This window comes from Caulobacter segnis (assembly GCF_003243465.1).
Classification (GTDB): Bacteria; Pseudomonadota; Alphaproteobacteria; order Caulobacterales; family Caulobacteraceae; genus Caulobacter; species Caulobacter segnis_A.
Genome location: NZ_QFQZ01000018.1, coordinates 35,707 through 56,349, shown reverse-complemented (window position 1 = coordinate 56,349; position 20,643 = coordinate 35,707). Strand labels below are relative to the sequence as shown.

22 protein-coding genes and 1 riboswitch are annotated in these 20,643 nt (G+C 68.8%); of the genes, 7 read left to right on the top strand and 15 right to left on the bottom strand.

The features are described from left to right. Nucleotides 1–37 precede the first annotated feature (37 nt). Together DI526_RS08195 and DI526_RS08190 are read left to right on the top strand one after the other, a co-directional pair. Nucleotides 38–577 (top strand): hypothetical protein, encoded by a 540-nt coding sequence (locus DI526_RS08195; RefSeq protein WP_304276384.1) that lies wholly within the window; start codon nt 38–40, stop codon nt 575–577. A gap of 10 nt (nt 578–587) precedes the next feature. Continuing rightward, nucleotides 588–1,097 (top strand): F0F1 ATP synthase subunit B, encoded by a 510-nt coding sequence (locus tag DI526_RS08190; RefSeq protein WP_304276382.1) that lies wholly within the window; start codon nt 588–590, stop codon nt 1,095–1,097. Between the two features lie 71 nt (nt 1,098–1,168). Here DI526_RS08190 and DI526_RS08185 read toward each other — a convergent pair whose 3' ends face one another. The 11 genes from DI526_RS08185 to DI526_RS08135 form a co-directional block, all read right to left on the bottom strand. Next, the gene (locus DI526_RS08185) at nt 1,169–1,591 is read right to left on the bottom strand and encodes a four-helix bundle copper-binding protein (RefSeq protein WP_304276380.1); all 423 of its coding nucleotides are present in this window, start codon (nt 1,589–1,591) and stop codon (nt 1,169–1,171) included. A gap of 74 nt (nt 1,592–1,665) precedes the next feature. Then, the gene (locus DI526_RS08180) at nt 1,666–2,748 is read right to left on the bottom strand and encodes a 2OG-Fe(II) oxygenase (RefSeq protein ID WP_304276379.1); all 1,083 of its coding nucleotides are present in this window, start codon (nt 2,746–2,748) and stop codon (nt 1,666–1,668) included. A 93-nt stretch (nt 2,749–2,841) separates the two neighbouring features. After that, nucleotides 2,842–3,285: a hypothetical protein gene (locus DI526_RS08175; protein WP_304276377.1), complete on the bottom strand. Its 444-nt coding sequence runs from the start codon at nt 3,283–3,285 to the stop codon at nt 2,842–2,844. Next, on the bottom strand, nt 3,282–3,701 hold the full coding sequence (locus DI526_RS08170; RefSeq protein ID WP_304276375.1) for a hypothetical protein: 420 nt from the start codon (nt 3,699–3,701) through the stop codon (nt 3,282–3,284). Before DI526_RS08170 ends, DI526_RS08175 begins: the two co-directional genes overlap by 4 nt. Nucleotides 3,702–3,833: 132 nt before the next feature. Further along, complete coding sequence (gene gcvPB / locus DI526_RS08165; protein ID WP_304276373.1) at nt 3,834–5,411, bottom strand: aminomethyl-transferring glycine dehydrogenase subunit GcvPB; 1,578 nt, start codon at nt 5,409–5,411, stop codon at nt 3,834–3,836. Further along, a complete protein-coding gene (gcvPA, locus tag DI526_RS08160) occupies nt 5,408–6,754 on the bottom strand; it encodes an aminomethyl-transferring glycine dehydrogenase subunit GcvPA (RefSeq protein ID WP_304276372.1) in 1,347 nt (448 codons plus the stop codon). Before gcvPA ends, gcvPB begins: the two co-directional genes overlap by 4 nt. Before the next feature lie 50 nt (nt 6,755–6,804). Beyond that, nucleotides 6,805–7,188, bottom strand: coding sequence for a glycine cleavage system protein GcvH (gene gcvH / locus DI526_RS08155; protein WP_304276419.1), 384 nt, complete (start codon nt 7,186–7,188; stop codon nt 6,805–6,807). 3 nt (nt 7,189–7,191) lie between these two features. Next, complete coding sequence (gene gcvT, locus DI526_RS08150) at nt 7,192–8,301, bottom strand: glycine cleavage system aminomethyltransferase GcvT (RefSeq protein WP_304276370.1); 1,110 nt, start codon at nt 8,299–8,301, stop codon at nt 7,192–7,194. Between the two features lie 150 nt (nt 8,302–8,451). Further along, a riboswitch (glycine riboswitch) is annotated at nt 8,452–8,542 on the bottom strand. Nucleotides 8,543–8,628: 86 nt separating this feature from the next. Further along, a complete protein-coding gene (locus DI526_RS08145) occupies nt 8,629–11,130 on the bottom strand; it encodes a zinc-dependent metalloprotease (protein ID WP_304276368.1) in 2,502 nt (833 codons plus the stop codon). A 102-nt stretch (nt 11,131–11,232) separates the two neighbouring features. After that, on the bottom strand, nt 11,233–13,035 hold the full coding sequence (locus tag DI526_RS08140; protein ID WP_304276367.1) for an arginine--tRNA ligase: 1,803 nt from the start codon (nt 13,033–13,035) through the stop codon (nt 11,233–11,235). Then, the gene (locus DI526_RS08135; protein WP_304276365.1) at nt 13,032–13,721 is read right to left on the bottom strand and encodes a Tat pathway signal sequence domain protein; all 690 of its coding nucleotides are present in this window, start codon (nt 13,719–13,721) and stop codon (nt 13,032–13,034) included. The genes DI526_RS08140 and DI526_RS08135 overlap by 4 nt, the downstream gene beginning before the upstream one ends. Before the next feature lie 142 nt (nt 13,722–13,863). Here DI526_RS08135 and ispH point away from each other — a divergent pair, with 142 nt between their 5' ends. After that, nucleotides 13,864–14,823, top strand: a complete 960-nt coding sequence (gene ispH / locus DI526_RS08130; RefSeq protein WP_304276363.1) for a 4-hydroxy-3-methylbut-2-enyl diphosphate reductase — start codon at nt 13,864–13,866, stop codon at nt 14,821–14,823. Between the two features lie 20 nt (nt 14,824–14,843). On the opposite strand, the gene DI526_RS08125 is transcribed toward ispH, so the two are convergent. From DI526_RS08125 to DI526_RS08115, 3 genes are all read right to left on the bottom strand, one after another. Continuing rightward, nucleotides 14,844–15,278: a hypothetical protein gene (locus DI526_RS08125; RefSeq protein ID WP_304276361.1), complete on the bottom strand. Its 435-nt coding sequence runs from the start codon at nt 15,276–15,278 to the stop codon at nt 14,844–14,846. Nucleotides 15,279–15,607: 329 nt separating this feature from the next. Beyond that, entirely contained in the window at nt 15,608–15,991 is a 384-nt protein-coding gene (locus DI526_RS08120; protein ID WP_304276360.1) for a type II toxin-antitoxin system death-on-curing family toxin, read from the bottom strand. A gap of 3 nt (nt 15,992–15,994) precedes the next feature. After that, nucleotides 15,995–16,219 carry a hypothetical protein gene (locus DI526_RS08115; RefSeq protein WP_304276358.1) on the bottom strand — a complete coding sequence of 75 codons (225 nt, stop codon included), beginning with the start codon at nt 16,217–16,219 and terminating at the stop codon, nt 15,995–15,997. A gap of 96 nt (nt 16,220–16,315) precedes the next feature. On the opposite strand from DI526_RS08115, the gene thrB reads away from it, so the two are divergent. From thrB to DI526_RS08095, 4 genes are all read left to right on the top strand, one after another. Then, entirely contained in the window at nt 16,316–17,269 is a 954-nt protein-coding gene (gene thrB, locus DI526_RS08110; RefSeq protein WP_304276357.1) for a homoserine kinase, read from the top strand. Then, nucleotides 17,266–17,712 (top strand): ribonuclease HI, encoded by a 447-nt coding sequence (gene rnhA / locus DI526_RS08105; protein WP_304276354.1) that lies wholly within the window; start codon nt 17,266–17,268, stop codon nt 17,710–17,712. The genes thrB and rnhA overlap by 4 nt, the downstream gene beginning before the upstream one ends. Before the next feature lie 126 nt (nt 17,713–17,838). Beyond that, nucleotides 17,839–19,041: a hypothetical protein gene (locus DI526_RS08100; protein WP_304276353.1), complete on the top strand. Its 1,203-nt coding sequence runs from the start codon at nt 17,839–17,841 to the stop codon at nt 19,039–19,041. 4 nt (nt 19,042–19,045) lie between these two features. Beyond that, nucleotides 19,046–20,143 carry a glycosyltransferase family 4 protein gene (locus tag DI526_RS08095; protein WP_304276352.1) on the top strand — a complete coding sequence of 366 codons (1,098 nt, stop codon included), beginning with the start codon at nt 19,046–19,048 and terminating at the stop codon, nt 20,141–20,143. Here DI526_RS08095 and DI526_RS08090 read toward each other — a convergent pair. Beyond that, on the bottom strand, nt 20,140–20,586 hold the full coding sequence (locus tag DI526_RS08090; RefSeq protein WP_304276351.1) for a helix-turn-helix domain-containing protein: 447 nt from the start codon (nt 20,584–20,586) through the stop codon (nt 20,140–20,142). The genes DI526_RS08095 and DI526_RS08090 overlap by 4 nt on opposite strands. Nucleotides 20,587–20,643: the final 57 nt, after the last annotated feature.

Genomic DNA, 20,643 nt, shown 5'->3' with positions numbered 1-20,643 from the left:
CCGCTCCAAGCGCAATAGCTGAGAGGCGCCTTCGCCCATGGCGACGGAACATCAAGGCACGACCGAGACGACGGAAGCCCCCAAGGGCCACGAAGGCGGCGGCGGTCTCCCGCAGCTGCAGTTCGAGCACTGGGGCGGTCAGATCGTCTGGCTCCTGCTCATCTTCGCCGTGCTTTACGCGGTGCTGTCCAAGGGCCTCCTGCCCCGCGTCAGCGGCGCGATCGAGGAACGCGGCGCCAAGATCGCCGGCGACATCGCCGACGCCCGTCGCATGAAGGACGAGGCCGAGGCCCAAGCCCGCGCGGCCGCCGCCGAAGTGGCCGAGGCCCGCGCCAAGGCCCAGAAGACGGCCGCCGATGCGAAGGCCAAGGCTTCGGCCGAAGCCGCCGAGCGTCAGGCCAAGGAAGAGGCCGCCCTGGCCGAGAAGCTGGCCGCGGCCGAAGCTTCGATCCAGACCGCTCGCGACCAGGCCATGAGCCAGGTCCGCGTGGTGGCCGAGGACACGGCGGGCGCGATCGTCGAAAAGCTGACCGGCAAGGCGGCCACCGCCGCCGAGCTCAAGTCGGCCCTGGCCTAAGGGACTGAAGATGGAACACGAATCCCTGTTCAGCCTCTCGAACCCGGAATTCTGGGTTCTGGTCGCTCTGGTGATCTTCTTCGGCCTGCTGGTCGTCCTGAAGGTCCTGCCGGGCGCCCTGTTCGGCGCGCTCGACAGCTACTCGGCCAAGATCAAGGCCGAGCTGGACGAAGCCCAGCAACTGCGGGAAGAAGCGCAAGCCCTGCTCGCAGGCGTGAAGGCCCAGCGCGACGAAGCCGAGCGCCAAGCCGCGAGCATGCTGGAAGCCGCCAAGGCCGACGCCAAGCGTCTGGCCGAGGAAGCCAAGGAAAAGCTCGAGGAGCAGATCAAGCGCCGCGCCGAGATGGCCGAGCGCAAGATCGCCCAGGCCGAGGCCCAGGCCGCCGCCGACGTCAAGGCCGCCGCGGTGGATCTCGCCGCCCAGGCCGCGGAGGCCGTCCTGGCCGCCCGCCTCGCCGGCGCCAAGAGCGACCCTCTGGCGGACGCCGCCATCGCCCAGATGGGCGCCAAGCTGCAATAGCCGCTAGCGACGCTGGTTAGACAAGACGAAGGGCGCGGATCGCAAGGTCCGCGCCCTTTTTCTATCACCGTTCAATGGGCGGCGGACTGGCCGTCCGCAAGGCTGGCCAAAGCCGCCTGGCAGGCCTGCTCGCAGTCCCGGCAGGCCGCGGCGCAGATGGCGCAATGCTCGTGCATTTCGGCATGCTGCTCGCACTCGGCCGCGCAACGGGCGCAGGCCAGCTGGCAGGCGCGCAGCTGGGCGTCGATCAGCGGAACATCGCCGCCAGATCGGCGAGTGGCGATCAGACCGGTCGTCAGGCAGACGTCGGCGCAGTCCATGTTCAAGCGGATGCACTGGACGAGTTCGGCGACCTTCGCCTCGCCCAGGCAGGCGTCGGCGCAGGACGCGCAGACCTGGGCGCAGTCGAAACAGGCCTCGATGCAGCGGGCGAGCGCGGTGTTGACCGCGCCTTTGACATGGGGATGGGTGGCGAGCATCTGTTCGACGTGCATGGTGGGCTCCCTTCGTCGGCGCCCTTGCAACCCCTCGGCGGCCGGTCTGTTCCGCCGCAGATCCTAGAGCAGCGTCAGGTCGCCTCTTCCGCGGGGGGCTTGGCGACGTATCGGTAGCCCTCGATCGCGACATGTTCGGCGTTCTTCTCGCGCACCAGCGCGGCCGCCTCGTCATAGAGGAAGGGCAGGAAGGCGTAGCGCTTGCCCTCGGTCACCGGCAGCGCCTCGTGGAGCAAGCCGCACGAGAACACCACCGCTCCGCCCGTCGGCGCGCGATAGGTTCGCGGGCCGAACTCGGGAAACCGGAGATCGCCGCCCGAATAGGCCTCGGCGTTCAGGTTGATGGTGACGGCGAACCGCCGATGGGCGGTGCCCTTGGTGGTGTTGTCCCTATGGGCGCGAAAGAAGCCGTGGTCGGCCGCGTCGTAGCAGGCGATCAGGTCCCGCTCGATCCGCGTCGGCAAAAACTGGAAGGCCCGGGCGATCTGCGGCGCCAACCGCCGCTGAATCCGCGACCTCACCGCATCGCGCAGTGGTCCCGCGGACAGGACGAGGTCCCGCCGGATCTTGTGGCTGGGATCGCGGATCTCCAGGGTCTTGCCGTCGACTTCCCGCATGAAGCCCGAGGGTGCGCCGCCATCGGCCTCATAGGCGGCGATCAGGGTCCGGCAGAACTCAGGCTCGAAGACGCGGGGCAAGACCAGTACGGGCGCCGGCAGCTCCACGCCGGCATGGAGCAGCGGCGGCGGCAGCTGCAGCAGGATCTCAGGCAGCCGTGCGGTTTCCCCGGCCGCCAAGGTCAGCAATACGCGATAGCTGGGATCGATGAGCACCCAGCCGGACCAGCCGCCGAGCCCGAAGGCGGCGGTCGCCGCGCCATTGTCGTCCAGCATCCACCGGGCGAAGGGCACGTGATCGGTCCGCGCCGCCCATCTTTGCCGATCCCGGAGCAGGCCAAACAGCGCCAGCGTCTCCACGGTCGGCAGACGCGAGGGATTGGCGATCAGCGCCTCGACGGCGGCGATGAAGGCGTCATCGCCATCGGCGACCAAGGCCAGCAGCAGGTAACGGCCGGCCGCCGCGTCGAGGGCGTAGGACGGGTTGTCTCGGGTAAGGGCCCGGAACATGGGCACCGGATCGCCGGGCGCGAGCTGCATATGGCGGTCTCAGATTGGTCTGATTGGCGACGCGGGCCGCCACGGTAAGGCGAGCCTAAAGCCCACGGGTGAGGTTCGCACGCGGTCTGTCGCCTACGCCGCCTTGGCTGTCTTCCGCGCCACGTAGCGCTTGACCCGCTTGCGCGTACGCTTGAGCAGGCGCCAGCGCGCCTTGCGGAGGACGAGCTTCTCGGTGCGCAGCATCTGCTGCCAGACGACCAGCAGCACCTCGGGTTCACGGCGCATCAGGCGGCGGATCGGGAAGACGAGCTTGGGGTGGCGCTTCTGCCAGCGGATGAAGGTCTTGCGGGCGGCCAGAGAATAGCGCAGCACGATCATCAGTCCGATGACCAGCAGCGGCAGGCCCAGGTGCCCCGGCAGCGGGGTCAGCACGGCGCCGGCCAGGATCACCAGCGTCCCAAACCCGATGGCGATCCAGCGGAAGGCGCGGGCCGCCGACTCGCGCAGCAGCAAGGCCAGGCGCGCGCGACGCCGGACCCGGTGCTTGATGTCGATCGTCGCGACCGTGGGATTCACTGTCCGTTGCGCCTCGCCGCCCGGCGCTTCAGCGACTTGCGCCAGCGGACCGCCACGCGCCAGCGGCGCGGCGTGACCAGCCGCTCGACCCGCAGGGCCTGTTGCCAGGCGACGAGCACGACCTCGGGTTCGCGGCGCAGCAGACGGCGAAGCGGGAAGATCAGCTTGGGGTGGGCGTGCTGGAAGCGCACGAATTGCTTGCGCGCCTTGAACGAGTTGCGCAGCACCAGCATCAGCCCCACCACCGTCAGCGGCAGGCCCATGGGCCCGGGCAGCGGCGCGATGACGATGCCGCCAATGACCAGCAGGACGCCCAGGCTGAGCAGGATCACGCGCAGGAAGCGCGCGATGAGCTCACGGGCGAGATCATCGGCGGTGCGGCGGGCGCGCGGCATGGCGAGGACAAAGGCGGTCATGGGAGGGACAACGAGCTTGCGCGACGCATGCTCCCTGGATCACCCAGTCAACCCCGACGCGCTCCCCCGATATGTGGAGCGATGAGGGCGCCGTAAAGGCGCCCTCTGGTCGCAAGGGGGGTATGGAGAATGCTATTCAGCCGCCAGTGGCGCCGCGGCCACAGGTTTCCACCTCAACCGGGGCTTGCGGGCCGCTTGCGTCTCATCCAGGCGCCGGAGCGGGGCGTGGAACGGCGCGCCCTTGAAACGCTCCGTGTCCCCCGCCTTGGCCGCGCCGGCCAGGGCGCGCAGCGCCGCGACGAAGCGATCCAGCTCGTGGCGGCTTTCGGTCTCGGTCGGCTCGATCAGCATCGCGCCATGCACCACCAGCGGGAAGTACATGGTCATCGGGTGGAAGCCCTCGTCGATCATCGCCTTGGCGAAGTCGAGCGTGGTCACCCCCGTGCCTTCCAGCCAGGCGTCGTCGAACAGCGCCTCGTGCATGCACGGGCCGTCCGGGAAGGCCGGGCTCATCACGTCCTTCAGGCGCGCCTTGATGTAGTTGGCGTTCAGCACCGCGTCCTCGGCCGCCTGTTTCAGGCCGTCGGCGCCGTGGCTGAGCATGTAGGCGTAGGCGCGGACATACATGCCCATCTGGCCATGGAAGGCGCTCATGCGGCCAAAGGCGGTCTCGGCTCCCTCTTGGCCGGCGTGCTCGACCAGGTCAAAGCCGTCGTCGTCGTGAACCAGCCAGGGCGTCGGAGCGAAAGGCGCCAGGGCCTCGCTCAGCACCACAGGACCCGCACCCGGGCCGCCGCCGCCATGCGGCGTCGAGAAGGTCTTGTGCAGGTTGATGTGCATGGCGTCGACGCCCAGATCGCCCGGGCGCACCCGGCCGACGATGGCGTTGAAGTTGGCGCCGTCGCAGTAGAAGTAGGCCCCGGCCGCGTGGGTCAGGCGGGCGATCTCGACGACGTCGCGCTCGAACAGGCCGCAGGTGTTGGGGTTGGTGACCATGATGGCCGCCACGTGGTCGCCGAGCTTGGACTCCAGGTCCGCGAGATCGACGCGGCCGTCCTCGGTCTGGGCGATCTCGACGACGGTGTAGCCGACGAAGGCCGCCGTGGCCGGGTTGGTGCCGTGGGCGCTGGTCGGGGCCAGGACCGTCTTGCGGTGGCCGTTGCCGGCCGCCTCGTGCGCGGCGCGGATGGCCAGAAGGCCGCAAAGCTCGCCATGGGCGCCGGCCTTGGGCGACAGGGCGACGGCGGGCATGCCGGTCAGGGTCTTCAGCCAGTGGGCCAGGCGGTCCATCAGCGCAAGCGCGCCCTGCACGGTCGAGGTCGGCTGCAGCGGGTGGATGTCCGAGAAGCCCGGCAGGCGCGCCATCTTCTCGTTCAGGCGCGGATTGTGCTTCATCGTGCACGAGCCCAGCGGATAAAGCGCCAAGTCGATGGCGTGGTTCTTCTGGGACAGGCGCACATAGTGGCGGACGGCTTCCGGCTCCGACAGGCCCGGCAGGCCGATCGGCTCGGACCGCAGCAGGCCGGCGAGATCGCTGGACGGCGCGGCGGCTTCGGGCAGGTCGACGCCGGTCTTGTTCCAGCCGTCCAGTTCGAAGATCAGGGCCTCGTCCTGCAGCAGGCCGCGCGCGCCCGTTAGGGTCTCGTGTCCGGCGGGAGCGTCATTCGCGGCTTCAGGGCGCGTGGGGCGGCCGACGTTGTTCATGCTCATTGGCCCACCACCTTGGTCAGGAGCTTGGTCAGGAAAGTGATGTCGATGTCCATCGTCGTCTCGGTCGCGGCGACCAGCAGGACGTCGTCCATGCCGGCGCCGGCGTCGAGGCGCGAGAACGGCACGCCGGCCAGGACGCCGTGGTCCGCCAGGGTCTCGACCAACTCGGCCGCCTTGCCTGGGACCCGGACGGCGAACTCGTTGAAGAAGCGCGGCGTCAGGATCTCGTAGCCGGGGACGGCCGCCAGGGCGTCGCGCAGGGCGACCGCCTTCTGGTGGTTCAGCGCGGCCAGCCTGCGCAGGCCCGTCTCGCCCAGCAGGCTCATGTGGATCGAGAAGGCCAGGGCGCACAGGCCGCTGTTGGTGCAGATGTTCGAGGTCGCCTTGTCTCGGCGGATGTGCTGCTCGCGGGTCGAGAGCGTCAGTACGAAGCCGCGCTTGCCGTCGGCGTCCACCGTCTCGCCGCACAGGCGGCCCGGCATCTGGCGAACGAACTTTTCCTTGCAGGCGAACAGGCCGACATAGGGCCCGCCGAAGTTCAGGCCGTTGCCGATCGACTGCCCCTCGGCCACGGCGATGTCGGCGCCCATCTCGCCGGGCGACTTCAGAAGGCCGTAGGAGACCGCCTCGGTCGTCACGACGATCAGCAGCGCGCCGGCGGCGTGGGCCGCCTCGGCGATCTTGGTCACGTCGGTGACCGTGCCGAACACGTTCGGGGTCTGGACAACGACGCAGGCGGTGTCGGCGTCGATCGCGGCGATCACCGCATCCTCGGCGTCGATCGCGGCTGGCATGCGCGCCGTCTCCACGCCGGCGGCGTGGGCCAGGGTTTCGATCGCGCCGACATAGTGCGGGTGAACGCCGCCCGACATCACCGCCTTGTTCCGGCGGGTGACGCGCTGGGCCATCATCACGGCCTCGGCCGCGCCGGTCGAGCCGTCATAGAGCGAGGCGTTGGCCACCTCCATGCCGGTCAGGGCCGCGACCTGGGTCTGGAACTCGAACAGCACCTGCAGGGTGCCTTGGGCGATTTCCGGCTGGTAGGGCGTGTAGCTGGTCAGGAACTCCGACCGCTGGATGATGTGGTCGACCGTGGCCGGCACGTGGTGGCGATAGGCGCCGGCGCCGCAGAAGAACGCCCCCTCGCCCGCCGCGCGGTTGCGCTTGGCCAGGGCGGCCATCTCCCGCTCGACTTCCAGTTCGCCGACATGGTGCGGCAGGTCGACTGGCTTGTCGCGGCGGGCCGAGGCCGGCACGTCCACGAACAGGTCATCGATCGACTTCACGCCGATCACGCCGAGCATCTCGACGCGGTCTTCGGGGGTCAGGGGGAGATAGCGCATGTTTCTGTCCTGCTCCCTTCTCCTTGATGGGGAAGGGTGGGGATGGGGTGTTACAGGGTGGCCAGGAACGCTTCGTACGCGTCGCGGTCCATCAGGGCGTCGACCTCGGCCGGGTTAGCCAGCTTGATCTTGGCGAACCAGCCGCCGCTTTCCGGCAGGGCGTTGACGGTTTCCGGGGCGTCCGACAGTTCGCCGTTGCCTTCGATCACCTCCCCCGAGACCGGGGCGTAGACGTCCGAGGCGGCCTTGACGCTCTCGACCACGGCCAGGCCTTCGCCCTGCTTCACGGTCTTGCCGGCTTCCGGAACCTCGACGAACACCACGTCGCCCAGCTGCTCGGCGGCGTAGGCGGTGATGCCGACGGTCGCCACGTCGCCCTGGACGACGACCCATTCGTGATCTTTGGTGAAGCGCATCTGTCTCGGCCCTTGGATGGATTAGAGTTTGCGAACGTAACGGTTCGGAACGAACGGGCTGGCGACCACCTCGGCGGCGGCGGCCTTCCCGCGAACGATGACTTTCAACTTCGTCCCGATCGCGGCATGAGCCGGCGGGGCGAAACCGATGGCGATGGGGTAGCCCAGGCTGGGGGCGAAGCCGCCGCTGGTGACCTTGCCGATCACGGCGCCGGTCTCGTCGGCGATCTCGGCGCCTTCGCGGGCGGGGGCGCCTTCAAGCACCTTCAGGTTCACGCGGACGCGGGTGAGCTCGCCGGCCAGCTCCTTGGCGATACGATCGGCGCCCGGATAGTCGCCGGCCTCGCGGCGCGACTTGCCGACGGCGAAGTTCAGGCCCGCCTCGATCGGCGAGACGGTCTCGTCCAGGTCGTGGCCATAGAGCGGCAGGCCAGCTTCCAGGCGCAGGCTGTCGCGCGCGCCCAGGCCGATCGGCTTGACGCGGTCGTCGGCCAGCAGGGTGTTCCAGACGCGCTCGGCGGCGTCGGCCGGGACCGAGATCTCGTAGCCGTCCTCGCCCGTGTAGCCCGAGCGGGAGACGATCGCGTCGACGCCGAAGGCGGTCAGGGCCCTGGCGTCCATGAACACCATCTCAGCGGCCTCGGGGATGTGGGCGGCCAGCACGGCGGCGGCCTCGGGGCCTTGCAGCGCCAGCAGCGCGCGGTCCTCGAGGCGGGTCACCGTGGCCTCGCCGGCCAGCTCGCGGGCGATGATGGCGTAGTCGTTGTCCTTGCAGGCGCCGTTGACGACGACGAACAGGCCGTCCTCGTCCGGACGGGCGGTCATCAGGTCATCGACGATCCCGCCCTGCGCGTTCAGCAGCACGCCGTAGCGCTGCTTGCCGGCCTTCAGGCCCTGGTAGTCGGCGGAGACGACCTTCTCGAAGCTCTTCGCAGGGTTCTCGCCGCGGATGCGGGCCTGGCCCATGTGCGAGACGTCGAACAGGCCGGCGTGCTCGCGAGTCCAGAGGTGCTCCTTGAGCACCCCGTCCTTGTACTGCACGGGCATGGCATAACCCGCGAACGGAACCATGCGCGCGCCGGCCGCCACGTGGGCGTCGTAAAGCGGGGTCTTCTTGAGGTCTTCGGACACGGCATGGGCTCCAAACGAGGTCGGCGACGGGACCGGCTATCGCCGGTTGGTCGCGCCCCCGCTGTCCCTTGGGCCTGAGAGATTCCGGGACGAAGCGTCCCTTGCTCCTTCGGCGAGCCGCCCCCTCGGGAGGCCTCTTTCCAGCGTTCCTAAACCCGCGCGGTCCTTTTGCCTGAGCGTTTCCGGGGCGGTTGCGCCTTCGGCCTCGGGAGCGAATCCCGATGTCTCCCGCGGGGGTCCTCGGCGTGATGCGGGAGGCGGCGGCGGGAGTCAAGCTGGACCACCTCCAAGGGATCCTCTCAACGCCCCTTTCGCCGCCCGTGGCGCTTAAGGCAGCAGGTCCCCGAACCAGTCGTCCTCGCCGATCGGCGGACCCGGCGGGATCGCCACCCGCCCCTTGCCGCCCTCGACCAGAGCCGCCAGGGCCTCGCCGCTGTCGTCGTCGACGATCTCGGCCAGCCTGCGCGCCTGGGCGCGGTCGGCCGCCGAGGCGGTGGCGGGAAGCTTCAGCCCCTCGCCCCACTCTTCCAGGCGCGCCCGGATCAGGGCCCCGGCGGTGGAGGCCAGGGTCTTGTCGCCAAGGCTCTGGCCCAGATTGACCACCATGCGCTGGCGAACGCGGCGCGCCAGCTCGGCCTCGCGGCCCGAGGCCTTGCCGTCGAAGGCCACGGCGGCGAAGGCGCGATCCAGCAACCCCTCCAGCCCCGGCTGGGCCGGATCGCGGCGCTTGGCCTCGACGAGGCGGTTCAGGCGCGCCGGGGCGAACAGGGCGCCCCAGACCAGGTCGGCCGCCACCTCTGACGCCGCCGGCAGGTCGAACACCGGACCGTCGCCGAAGGTCTCGATCTCGTAGGCGTGGTCGGTCGATTGCGATTGGCCGACCGTCAGGAGGTCGAGGGTCTTGTCCGAGAGATCCAGCGCGGCCGGGTCCAGGGTCTTGAGCAGGGCGTCGATCGCGGCGGCCTGGCGGCCGGCGGGCACGGGCTTGGACGCTTCGCGGCCGTCGCCCTCGGCGGCGTAGGTGAAGTCGACCCCGCCCACCAGCTTGGCCGTCGCGTCCACCTGGTAGCGATGGAAGATGTAGATCGGCGCGATCACCCGCCGCAGGTCCGCCACCGACGCGCCCTTGGGCAGGTTGCGCAGGCCGAAGCGATCGAGGGCGATCTTGCGCACCGCCATCAGGTGCGAGAGCTCGGCGACCGGATCGGCGCCGTTGTCCCAGACCGCGCCCAGCGGATGGGCGGTGTCGGCGCCGCGCGCGTCCTCGTCGGAGACGTAGCGCAGGCCGTCGGCCTGGCTCTTGTCGGCCTTGGCCTTCAGCCAGGCCTTTTCGTCGGCGCCCGAAGGCGCGGGGCTATACAGCCACTCGATCGCGAACTTGTCCCAGGCGCCGATCCCCCGCGCATAGGCGTCGGAGAAGTCGAGCTGGCCGTCCTTGATGGCGATCTTCGGCGCGGGATAGTCCATCACCGAGGCGCGGCCCTGGGTGCTGGCCGCGAAGTTGTGCTGCAGCCCGATCGAGTGGCCGATCTCGTGCGGGGCCAGCTGACGCAGGCGGGCCAGGGAAATCTCGATGGGGTCGTTGGGTCCGCCCTTGCCCGTCTTTTCGGCGCCCTCCAGCCCCTCGAAGATCAGGCGGTCCTGGCGCACGCGCTGCGAGCCCAGCAGCACGTCGCCCTTGATGATCTCGCCGGTGCGCGGATCGACCACCGAGTGGCCGTAGGACCAGCCTCGCGTCTGGCGATGGACCCAGTTGACGACGCTGTAGCGGGCGTCCAGCGGGCTCACCCCCTCGGGCAGCACCTCCACCTTGAAGGCGTCGATGAAGCCGGCGGCCTCGAAGGCCTGGTTCCACCAGCGGCCGCCTTCGATCAGGGCCGAGCGCACCGGTTCGGGCGCGGCGCGGTCGACATAGAAGACGATCGGCTTCTTGACCGGCGAGCGGGCGGCGGTGGGGTCGGTCTTCTCCAGGCGGAAGCGATGGGCCAGCCGATAGACGAGCGGCTCGCCCAGCGGCGCCGAGTAGTCGGCCACCACGTGGTCGATCACGCCCACGCGCGGATCGTTCTGGCGCGGAACGAAGCCCGGCGCTGGCAGGGCCACGAACGAGTGGTGCAGAGCCAGGGTGACGTTGCGCGGATCGGGAACGATGCCGCGCACCTCCGAGCCCGGCTCGTCGCCGACGAAGGTCTCGACCGCCTCCAGCTCGATATTGGTCGGGAAGACGTTCACCGCCCCGGCGTCGGCGTAGGACAGGCCCTCGCTCAGCCGGAAGTCGCCCTGGCGAGTGCGTTTCAGCGTCTTGGCCACGCCCTGGGCGTCGCGCACCAGGAAGCTCGTCACGTCGACCAGCAGGCCGCCGTCGGCCGCCTCGGCCGCCACGTCGCCGGACCACACCGTGGAGATCGGGAACGACTCGGCCACCGCCTTCCGCTCGTCGAGCGAGCCCCGCGCCGCCGAGAAGCCCCAGTTCTCGAACTGGGCCAGGACCTTACCGCCGACCCGGCGGAAGGCGATGATCTGGGTCTCGCCCGGCGCCGAGCGGTCGAGCCCCGTGGGGTTGGAGCCCAGGCCCGCCCGCAGATAGGTCTGGTAGATGTAGCGGCCCGAGATCCCGTCCGGACCCGGCTTGGGCAGCAGCATCATCACCCGCGCGCGCTTGCGGTCGACGAAGACCGGCGCGAGGCCCTCCTTGCGCTCCAGGCCCGCGGTCGCCTCGGCGAACTTGTCGACCGGCTTGGCCGGCGCCGGGTCGGCCGCCAGGGCAGGCCCCGCGAGCGCGCCCACGCAGGCGCTCGCCATCAATAACGCGATCGAATTCTTCCCCATGGCCCCTCGTCCCCTCGACTCGCCGCAGACTGTCGAACCCCGCTTCAGGGAAAGCAATCCACAAGAGGGACGGGAGCCTGCGGCGCCGATGGAGCGGCGGCCTTACATCCTTTCCGGCGCTTCGATGCCGAGGAGCTCCAGCGCCAACTCCAGCTGACGCAGGGTCGTTTCCGCCAAGGCGAGGCGCGAGGCCCGCAGGGCGTCGCTGTCGGCGCTCATGATCGGGCAGGCCGCGTAGAATTTCGAGAACGACTGGGCCAGCTTGTAGGCGTGCTCGGCGACGAAGTTGGGGGCCTTCTTGTCGTAGGCCTCCTGCAGCGCGCCCTCGAAGGCGTCCAGCAGCATGGCCAGGTCCCGCTCGGCCTGTTCGCCGATGACGATCTCGCCCGCGCGAGCGCCCGCCTCGGCCGCCTTGCGCAGCACGCTCTTGATGCGCACCGACTGGTACAGCAGGTACGGGCCGGTCTTGCCCTCGAAGCTCGTGAAGCGATCCAGGTCGAAGACGTAGGAGGTGCCGCGGAAGTTCTGCAGGTCGGCGAACTTCAGAGCCGCGACGCCGACCTTGTGGGCCGTGTCCTCGAACTGCTCTTCCGAGAGCTCGGCGCCGAGGCCGGCTTCGCGCAGGCGTTCACGCGCCTTTTCGCGGGCCATCTCGATCAGGTCGTGCAGCTTCAGGACGCCGCCGGCGCGCGTCTTGAACGGCTTGCCGTCCGTCCCGTTCATGGTGCCGAAGCCGATGTGCTCCAGCGAGCCCTCCTCGGCGTAGCCGGCCAGATAGGCGGCGCGGAACACCGTCTCGAAGTGCAGAGCTTGGCGCTGGTCGACGCAGTAGAGGATTAGGTGCGGGTCGAACGACTGGCGGCGATCCACGATCGTGGCCAGATCCGTCGTGCCGTACATGGCCGAGCCCTCCGAGGAGACCACCAGCAGCGGCGGCACGTCCTGCTTGTCATCCTCGCGGGCGACGCGGACGATGCGGGCGCCCTGGTCCTCGACCAGCAAGCCCTTGGCCTCCAGCTGCTCGACCATCGGCCCGATCAGGTCGTTGGCGTCGCTCTCGCCCTTCCAGAGGTCGAAGTCCACGCCCAGGGCGTGGAACTCGCGCTCCAGGGCCACCCGGCTGACCTTGACGAAGTGGCTCCACAGCGCGCGATAGCCATAGCGGCCGTTCTGCAGTTCGGCGGTGGCCTTGCGGGCGCGCTCCTTGAACGCGGCGTCTTCCTTCTGGCGCAGCGAGGCGGCCGGATAGATGCGGTCGAGATCGGTCAAGCCGATGCGGGCGTCGAGCAAGGCGTTCAGCGCCGCGACGTCGGCCGGATCGGCGCCTTCGGCGGTCTCGGGCAGCTTCTCGACCAGGGCGGCGATCGTGGCGTCTTCGTCGAGGATGGCGCTGATCAGCAGGCCCATCTGGAAGCCCCAGTCGCCGAAGTGGGCGTCGCCCAGCACCTCGTCGCCGCGGAAGCGGTAAAGGCGCTTGATCGACTCGCCAATGATCGAGGCGCGCAGGTGGCCCACGTGCATCGGCTTGGCGACATTGGGACCGGCATAGTCGATCAGCACGCGGCGCGGGGCATCCAGCACCTGGGCGCCGGTCCGCGTGTCGGCGGCGATCTCGCGGGCGCGGGCCGACAGGGCCTCGTCGCTGACCCGCAGGTTGATAAAGCCGGCGCCGGCGATCTCGACCGAGGTTAGGCGCGGATCATCCTTCAGGATCTCGACCACCTGCGCAGCGATCTCGCGCGGATTGCGCTTGGCGCTCTTGGCCGCCGCGAGGGCGCCGTTGCACTGGAAATCGGCCAGGTCGGGACGGTCGGAGGCGGTGACGCGTCCGAATTCGGGAGGAAGTCCGGCGGCCTGGAACGCGGCCGAAGCCGCCTCGCTCAAGGACCGCTTCAAATCGTTCATTGCTTGGTGGAAGTCCCTGGTTGAACCTGACCGGCCTGGATGCGGAAGCGCTTGCCGTCACGGTTGAAGGCCGCCATTTCCGGCGTCACGTCGAAGCCGATCAGGACCTCGAAGTTGCTGCCGCTGACCTTGCCGTCAGCGCGCGGAATGGTGATCTGCTCGATCGTCTCGCGCGCATAGGCGCGGTCCTGGCCGGGCGCGAAGGTCACGGGCAGGTCGAAATAGTCCTTGGCGATCACGGCCTGGTTCCGCTCGGTCACGGCGACCCAGTAGCGGTAGACGTGCTTGTCGCCCTGCGCCTGCGGGCCCTTGCCCAGCTGGAACAGCGCCTCGAGGCGGATCCTGATCGGCTCGTCGCCCTTGTAGGCGCAGCCCGAGGCCAGGCTCTGGATCTCGCCGGTGAAGCCCGCCTGAGCGGCCGACTCCTTGCCGTCCTTGAACTCGACATAGCGGCTGGCGTCGTACAGCACCTTCACGAACGGGCAGGGACCGGCGTTGCGCAGCTGCGGCAGCGGCGCCTTCGGCTGGTTCCATTCCTCGTCGCGCTTCTTCTTCTTGGCGCCGTCGTCGTCACCGCCGCCCTGGTCGCCGCCGGGACCGCGCTGGGCGTAAGCGGCCGTCGCCGTGGTCGCGGCGATCGAGACGGCCATCAGGGCGCTGAGGGCGAGCGTGAAAGTGCGGCGCATGAAACGTCCGGTGAAAAGAAACGAGAGCCAAGCGAGGCCACAGGCCCCTTCGGCGTCATGCAGCCTGATAAAGGCATATGCGTGACGTCGCAACGACGCAGACTCCTGGCGCCGGCCGCGGCGAGAGACTAGGTTCCGGCCCATGAACGCCCAGACCCCGATCCGTCGCCCGATCTCGCTGCTGCTGGCCAGCCCGCGCGGCTTCTGCGCCGGCGTGGATCGCGCCATCCAGATCGTCGAACGCGCCGTCGAGAAGTTCGGCGCCCCGGTCTATGTCCGCCACGAGATCGTCCACAACCGTCACGTCGTGGACCGCCTGAAGGCCTTGGGCGCGGTGTTCATCGAGGAGCTGTCCGAGGCGCCCGACGACCGCCCGGTGGTGTTCTCGGCCCACGGCGTGCCCAAGTCGGTGCCGGCCGAGGCCAAGGCGCGCGAGATGATCTATCTCGACGCCACCTGCCCGCTGGTCTCCAAGGTCCATGTCGAGGCCCAGAAGCACTACGACGCCGGCCGCGAGATCGTGCTGATCGGCCACGCCGGCCACCCCGAGGTGATCGGCACCATGGGCCAGCTTCCGGACGGCGCGGTCACCCTGATCGAGGACATCAACGACGCCGCCGCCTGGGAGCCCAAGGACGCCGGCAACGTGGCCTTCCTGACCCAGACCACCCTGTCGGTCGACGACACCGCCGACATGATCGCCCTGCTGCGCGAGCGCTTCCCCGGCATCGCCGCCCCGCACAAGGAAGACATCTGCTACGCCACCACCAACCGCCAGGACGCGGTGCGTCGCCTGGCCGAGCAGGCCGAGCTCGTGCTGGTGGTCGGCTCGAAGAACTCGTCGAATTCGGTGCGCCTGAAGGAAGTGGGCCTGAAGGCCGGCGCCCGCGAGGCGCACCTGATCGACGACGCCTCGGGGGTCGACTGGGCCTGGTTCGAGGGCGTTTCGCGCGTGGGCCTGACCGCTGGGGCGTCTGCCCCAGAAGACCTGGTGCAGGGAGTCATCGACGCCATCGCCGCGCGGTTCGACACGACGGTCGAGGAACTGGTCGAGGCGCGGGAGACGATCACGTTTAAGCTGCCGCGGCTGCTGACGGCTTAGGGCGGTCAGCGAAACTGTGCCTATCGCTTCGGCCGAACCGTCACCCGCAGGTCCCGCGCGCTCCTCATCCGAATTTCTCCCGTGAAGCCGCTCGCCGGTCCGTCGGCGTTCGCCCGCATGTGCGAGCCGGAAAGCGGCAGCACGAGCGCCGCGCCTTCGCATCGTGGCGCGCCGAAAGTGAGGTTCAAGTGTTCATGGCGCGGCCAGCGCGTCCGAATGCTTTGGTCCACCAGCCGCACCGCATCGACAGCGCGGCTTTCCTCGGTGAAAAACACCTGCCCCTGATCCTCGGTCACCCCCACGCCCCGGAAAAACAACTTATCGGCACACGTCGTGGTGCTCCAACCGTGGCATATGTCGGTCATGATCAGCGTCGGAGCCCCGCCCGGCTTGCCCACGCGTATCTCCGAACATGACCCGCCCTGTTCGCGCTCAACTCGGATGGTCGTCTCCACAGTTGGCCGCTCCAGTGGCTCAGAAGCCGCTTGGCTAGCCGTCACAGTCAGGACGATCAGGAGAGGCAGACGAAGAGGACGCATGGCCTTAGTTGTGATGGCTAAAACCTAGACCGGCAACGGTTCAAAAGCCGACGTCGCCAGGTCGGTGCGATCCTTAAATCTCTTGGAGGCTGCAGCGTGCAGGGCTGATCAGGTCAGTCAAGGATCGCCTCGCCGTGAGATGTAAGGATGGCTCTCGCCCCGAAGGACGATCGGTCGCCGCCTTGTCGCGAGCTGAGACGTCCCACAAGATCATCACCTTGTGATCCGCCTCCGCCGCCAACGCCCTAAACGACGCGGGTTCGCAGCCACTCGGTCAAGGCGGGAATGTCGAGCTCCCCGGCGGCGACGGCCAACATGGTCTGGGTCGCGTCGTCTCCTTCGGCAATCAACTCCAGGCCATTGTCATCGAGGAAAAGACCGAGCGCCATGAACGCCGCCCGCTTGTTACCGTCGATAAAAGGATGATTGCCGGAGATCGCGACAGCATAGCTCGCGGCGAGCTCAACGAGATCCGCTACGCGCTCGTAGACATAACGATTGAGCGGACGGGCTAAAGCCGAACGCAGGAGATTGAGGTCACGCACTCCGGGCGCGCCGCCGGTCTCGCGCAGAACCTCGTCGTGAAGCCTCAGAAGAAGCTCCTCATCCATCCAAACCGGTTCGATCATCGCCTATTTTGCGAGGTCTTCGAACGTCTTGCGATATCGCCCGAGGAAGGCTCGACCGCGCTCGAACCGTTCCTCCAGGCTGCGCTGCTTCGAAATCACGAGCCGATCGCCTTCGGTCTCGGAGACGACGAAGATATCGCCGGGCTCGGCCGCGAGCAAAGCAAGGGCCTCGTCGTTTGGCACGAGCACGACATCGTCGCCTTGTTTCTCGACCTTCAGAACGATCATCTCGCGGCTCCTTCTCCGCAAATATAGCATGACCGCGAGATCGGGGACAGGATCGCCCCCCTTGACCGCCAGCGCCGGCTCCCGCATCCCCCCGTCATGGCCGTCTATACCGACATCACCGACGACGAACTCGCCGCCTTCCTCGAGGGCTACGACCTTGGCGCGCCGCTGGCGTTCAAGGGCATCGCCGAGGGCGTGGAGAACTCCAACTTCCTGCTGGAGACGGAGAAGGGTCGCTACATCCTGACCGTCTACGAGCGTCGGGTGAAGGCCGAGGACCTGCCCTATTTCCTGAATCTGCTGACCTGGCTGGCCGACAAGAACTATCCGAGCGCGCGGCCGATCCCCGACCGCCAGGGCCGGACGCTGTCGAGCCTGCGCGGCAAGCCGGCCGCGATCGTCGAGTTCATGCCCGGCCTCTCGGCGCGCAAGCCGACCGCCGCCCACTGCCGCGAGGCCGGCGAAGGTCTGGCCTGGCTGCACCTGGCCGGCGAGGGCTATCCGGCCCGTCGCGCCAACGATCTGGGCCAAGCCGCCTGGGCGCCGCTGTTTTCCAAGCACCGCAAGGCCGCCGAGGGCCTGAAGCCCGGCCTTTCCGCCACAATCGACCAGGACCTGGCGCAGCTGTCCCTGATGTGGCCGCGCAACCTGCCGAGCGGCACCGTCCACGCCGACTACTTCCCCGACAACGTCTTCTTCCACTCGGACGGCAAGTTCGCCGCCACGATCGACTTCTACTTCGCCTGCGACGACGCCTACGCCTACGACCTGGCCGTGACGCTGAACGCCTGGTGTTTCGAGGCCGACGGCAGCTTCAACATCACCGCCGCCAAGGCCCTGCTGAACGGCTATGAACGCCGCCGGCCTCTGAGCCCCGCCGAGAAGGAAGCCCTGCCGATCCTGGCGCGCGGCGCGGCCATGCGCTTCTTCCTGACCCGCCTGGCCGACTGGGGCGCGACGCCCGCCGGCGCGCTGGTCAAGCCCAAGGACCCGCTGGAGTACGAGCGCAAGCTGGCCGTCCACCGCGAGGGCCTCGTGCTGTTCGCATGACGCCCAAGGTCACGATCTATACCGATGGCGCCTGCAAGGGGAATCCGGGCCCCGGCGGCTGGGGCGCCATCCTGTTCTACGGCGACAAGAAAAAGGAAATCTGCGGCGGCGAGGCGGGGACCACCAACAACCGCATGGAGCTGATGGCCGCCATCCAGGCGCTGGAACTCCTGAACCGTCCCTGCACCGTCGAGCTCCACACCGACAGCCAGTACGTGATGAAGGGCATCCAGGAATGGATCCGGGGCTGGAAGGCCCGCGGCTGGAAGACCGCCGACAAGAGCCCGGTCAAGAACGACGACCTCTGGAAGCGGCTAGACGCGGCTCGCTCGCGCCATGACGTCGACTGGCGCTGGGTCAAGGGCCACGCCGGCCATCCGCTGAACGAACGGGCGGACGCCCTGGCCAACCAGGGGCTGCGCGAGGCCAATCCGCGCTTCTAGAGCCTTGGAGCGTGAGGTCAGCCGAAACCGGTTCCCACTTTCGGCCTCACGCTCTAACGCCGGACGTCACGCAACCTTCACGAAGCTTGGCTTGAGGCGGTCGCCGCGCGACGTCGTCTCAACGTTATGCGGATCGGCTTTCTCTTCAATCACGATCAGGTCCACCAGGTGGCGCACAGCCTGCCGATCGCGGTGGCGCTGGCGCGCGGCCGGCCCGACCTGGACATCGTGGTGGCCACGACCAACCCCCGCCTCAGCGCGGAGGTGATCAGGCTGTCCGAGGGTATGATCGGCAAGGGCGTGACCCTGGTCCAACTGGGCCTGAAACCCGGGTTGTCAAAGAACCTCGCGGGTGTCCTGGAGGCCTTGATCCCGGCCACCAAGCTGATGATCTATCGGGACAATCTCGATTTCTTCCGGTCGCTGGACATCCTGGTCGTCGCCGAGAAGACCTCGCTGATCCTGAAGACCCGCTACGGCCTGACCGATCTGAAGATCGTCCACACCCGGCACGGGGCCGGCGACCGGGCGATCGGCTTCGACAAGGCCAGCGCCGGCTTCGACCATGTGCTGGTTTCCGGCCCCAAGATCCGCGAGCGCCTGATCAGCGAGGCCGGCGTGAAGCCCGAGACGATCTCGGTTGTCGGCTATCCCAAGTTCGATCTCGCGCCGCCACGGCCGAACCTGCCGTTCGTCGACGACCAGCGTCCGGTGGTGCTGTATAATCCGCATGTCTCGCCGCACCTCTCGTCCTGGTACGACGAGGGGCGCGCGGTGCTGGACTGGTTCGTCGAGCATGACGAGTACCAGCTGATCTTCGCCCCGCACGTGATGCTGTTCGAGCGTCCGTTCGTGGTCACGATCGACAAGCTGCGGCTGGATCGCGCGGGCCATATCGACGAGAAGTATCTGCGGGCGGCCAACATCCACATCGACCTGGGCAGCCGGGCCTCGACGACCATGACCTACACCCAGCGGGCGGATATCTATCTGGGCGACGTCAGCAGCCAGATCTACGAGTTCCTGCTGCATCCGCGCCCCTGCGTGTTCCTGAACACCCACGGCTTCGACTGGCGCGGCGATCCCAACTTCGAGCACTGGCGCGCCGGTCCCGTCATCGGCCGAGCCGCAGAGCTGGGGCCAGCCCTGGCCGCCGCCCGGCAGGACCACGCCGCGATCTGGCGTCCGGTCCAGCAGGCGCTGTTCGACCGCAGCTTCGACCTCACCGCCGAACCGTCCTCGTCGCGGGCCGCGCGCGCCCTGGCCCGGTTCGCCGGGCTCGACTGGCCCGAGGCCTCCGTCCAGCCGGCGATGGCGGTCGCCGGCTAGCGCCATGCGGATCGCCTATGTGATCAACTCGCTGGAAGGCGGCGGCGCGGCCGCGCCGGTGCCGGCGGTGACCCGCGTGCTGCGCGCCCAGGGCGCCGAGGTCGAGGTGTTCGCCCTGCTTCGGCGCGACGGCCGGGCCCTGGCGGCCATCGAAGCCGACGGCCTGACGGTCCATGTCCGCGACGGCCAGGAAAAGGATCACGCCGCGGCCCTGGCCTGGCTGGACCGCAGCCTCGCCGCCTTCAAGCCGGACCTGGTCTGGACCTCGCTGACCCGGGCGACGCTTCTGGGACAGCTGGTCGGCTTGCGTCGGCGGCTGCCGGTGGTGAGCTGGCAGCACGCGGCCTTTCTCAAACCCGCCAACAAGGTCCTGCTGCGCGCCACCCAGAGCCTGAGCCAGCTGTGGATCGGCGACTCCGACAACGTCACCCGCTTGACCGCCGAGCGCCTGGGCGTTCCGGCCGAGCGACTGACGACCTGGCCCCTGTTCGCGGCGAAAGGCGAGGCGCCGACCGCCAGGCCCTGGACGCCTGGCCAAACGATCGAGCTCGGCTCGCTGGGTCGGCTGCATCGCGTGAAGGGCTACGACGTGCTGGTCGAGGCCTTGGCAAGCCTGAAGGCGGCGGGCTTCGCGCCGCCCGCGCCATTCTGCTTCAGGATCGCCGGCGACGGCGCCCAGCGCGAGGCTCTCACGGCCCAGATCGCCGCAGCGGGGCTCGACAATGTCGAACTCGTCGGTTTCCAGCCCCAGCCTCGGGCGTTCTTGGCGAGCCTGCACGCCTATGTGCAGCCCTCGCGCTCGGAAGGCCTGTGCATCGCCGCCCACGAGGCCATGGAGGCCGGCCTGCCAGTCATCGCTTCGTCGGTCGGCGAGATGCCGTTCACGGTCCTGGACCAGCGGACGGGCTACGTGGTCCCGCCCGGCGACGCCGGGGCCCTGGCGGATGCGCTGCGCAAGCTGCTCGCCGCGCCGGAGCGCTTGGCCGACCTGGGGGAGGCCTCTCGCGCCCGGGTGCTGGAGCGGTTCGGCGCCGACGCCTTCGCCCGCACCGGTGCGGCGATCTACGCCCGCCTGCCGCTGGGGCCCGACAATCGGCGCTAGGCCATGATCTCGGGCGCATAGGCGGCGAGATCTTCAGGATCCCAGTGCTCCACGATCCGGCCGATATTGACCTGGATCCAGTCGGCCAGCCCCCGCACGCGTTCGGCGGCCTCCAGGCCTAGCGGCGTCAGGCTGTACTCGACGTGCGGGGGCACGACCTCGAAGGCCTGCCGGCGGACGAAGCCGTCGCCTTCGAGCAGCTTTAGGGTCTGGGCCAGCATCCGCTCGCTGACGCCGCCGATCTGGCGCTTCAGCTGGCTGAAGCGCAGGGTGCGGGCCTCGAGCGCCATCAGCACCAGGACGCCCCAGCGGCTGGTGACGTGATTAAGCACCTCCCGCGAGGGACAGGCGGCGGCCATCACGTTCGCGCTAAGGCCGCCCTCGGCGACGATCTCGGACAGCAGCCGACGTGAAGCGGCTTCGGAGCGATCGGGTTGTTCCATACTTACCTTCATGTACGTACTTACGAAAAGTAAGCAAGGGTCTTAGATGAGCTGCGT

What these genes read in the sequence shown, in the direction of transcription:
- DI526_RS08195 (WP_304276384.1), top strand. Translation starts at nt 38, where the DNA reads ATGGCGACGGAACATCAAGGCACGACCGAGACGACGGAAGCCCCCAAG.
- DI526_RS08190 (WP_304276382.1), top strand. Translation starts at nt 588, where the DNA reads ATGGAACACGAATCCCTGTTCAGCCTCTCGAACCCGGAATTCTGGGTT.
- DI526_RS08185 (WP_304276380.1), bottom strand. Translation starts at nt 1,591, where the DNA reads ATGCACGTCGAACAGATGCTCGCCACCCATCCCCATGTCAAAGGCGCG.
- DI526_RS08180 (WP_304276379.1), bottom strand. Translation starts at nt 2,748, where the DNA reads ATGCAGCTCGCGCCCGGCGATCCGGTGCCCATGTTCCGGGCCCTTACC.
- DI526_RS08170 (WP_304276375.1), bottom strand. Translation starts at nt 3,701, where the DNA reads ATGACCGCCTTTGTCCTCGCCATGCCGCGCGCCCGCCGCACCGCCGAT.
- gcvPB (WP_304276373.1), bottom strand. Translation starts at nt 5,411, where the DNA reads ATGAGCATGAACAACGTCGGCCGCCCCACGCGCCCTGAAGCCGCGAAT.
- gcvPA (WP_304276372.1), bottom strand. Translation starts at nt 6,754, where the DNA reads ATGCGCTATCTCCCCCTGACCCCCGAAGACCGCGTCGAGATGCTCGGC.
- DI526_RS08145 (WP_304276368.1), bottom strand. Translation starts at nt 11,130, where the DNA reads ATGGGGAAGAATTCGATCGCGTTATTGATGGCGAGCGCCTGCGTGGGC.
- DI526_RS08140 (WP_304276367.1), bottom strand. Translation starts at nt 13,035, where the DNA reads ATGAACGATTTGAAGCGGTCCTTGAGCGAGGCGGCTTCGGCCGCGTTC.
- DI526_RS08135 (WP_304276365.1), bottom strand. Translation starts at nt 13,721, where the DNA reads ATGCGCCGCACTTTCACGCTCGCCCTCAGCGCCCTGATGGCCGTCTCG.
- ispH (WP_304276363.1), top strand. Translation starts at nt 13,864, where the DNA reads ATGAACGCCCAGACCCCGATCCGTCGCCCGATCTCGCTGCTGCTGGCC.
- DI526_RS08120 (WP_304276360.1), bottom strand. Translation starts at nt 15,991, where the DNA reads ATGATCGAACCGGTTTGGATGGATGAGGAGCTTCTTCTGAGGCTTCAC.
- DI526_RS08115 (WP_304276358.1), bottom strand. Translation starts at nt 16,219, where the DNA reads ATGATCGTTCTGAAGGTCGAGAAACAAGGCGACGATGTCGTGCTCGTG.
- thrB (WP_304276357.1), top strand. Translation starts at nt 16,316, where the DNA reads ATGGCCGTCTATACCGACATCACCGACGACGAACTCGCCGCCTTCCTC.
- rnhA (WP_304276354.1), top strand. Translation starts at nt 17,266, where the DNA reads ATGACGCCCAAGGTCACGATCTATACCGATGGCGCCTGCAAGGGGAAT.
- DI526_RS08100 (WP_304276353.1), top strand. Translation starts at nt 17,839, where the DNA reads ATGCGGATCGGCTTTCTCTTCAATCACGATCAGGTCCACCAGGTGGCG.
- DI526_RS08095 (WP_304276352.1), top strand. Translation starts at nt 19,046, where the DNA reads ATGCGGATCGCCTATGTGATCAACTCGCTGGAAGGCGGCGGCGCGGCC.
- DI526_RS08090 (WP_304276351.1), bottom strand. Translation starts at nt 20,586, where the DNA reads ATGGAACAACCCGATCGCTCCGAAGCCGCTTCACGTCGGCTGCTGTCC.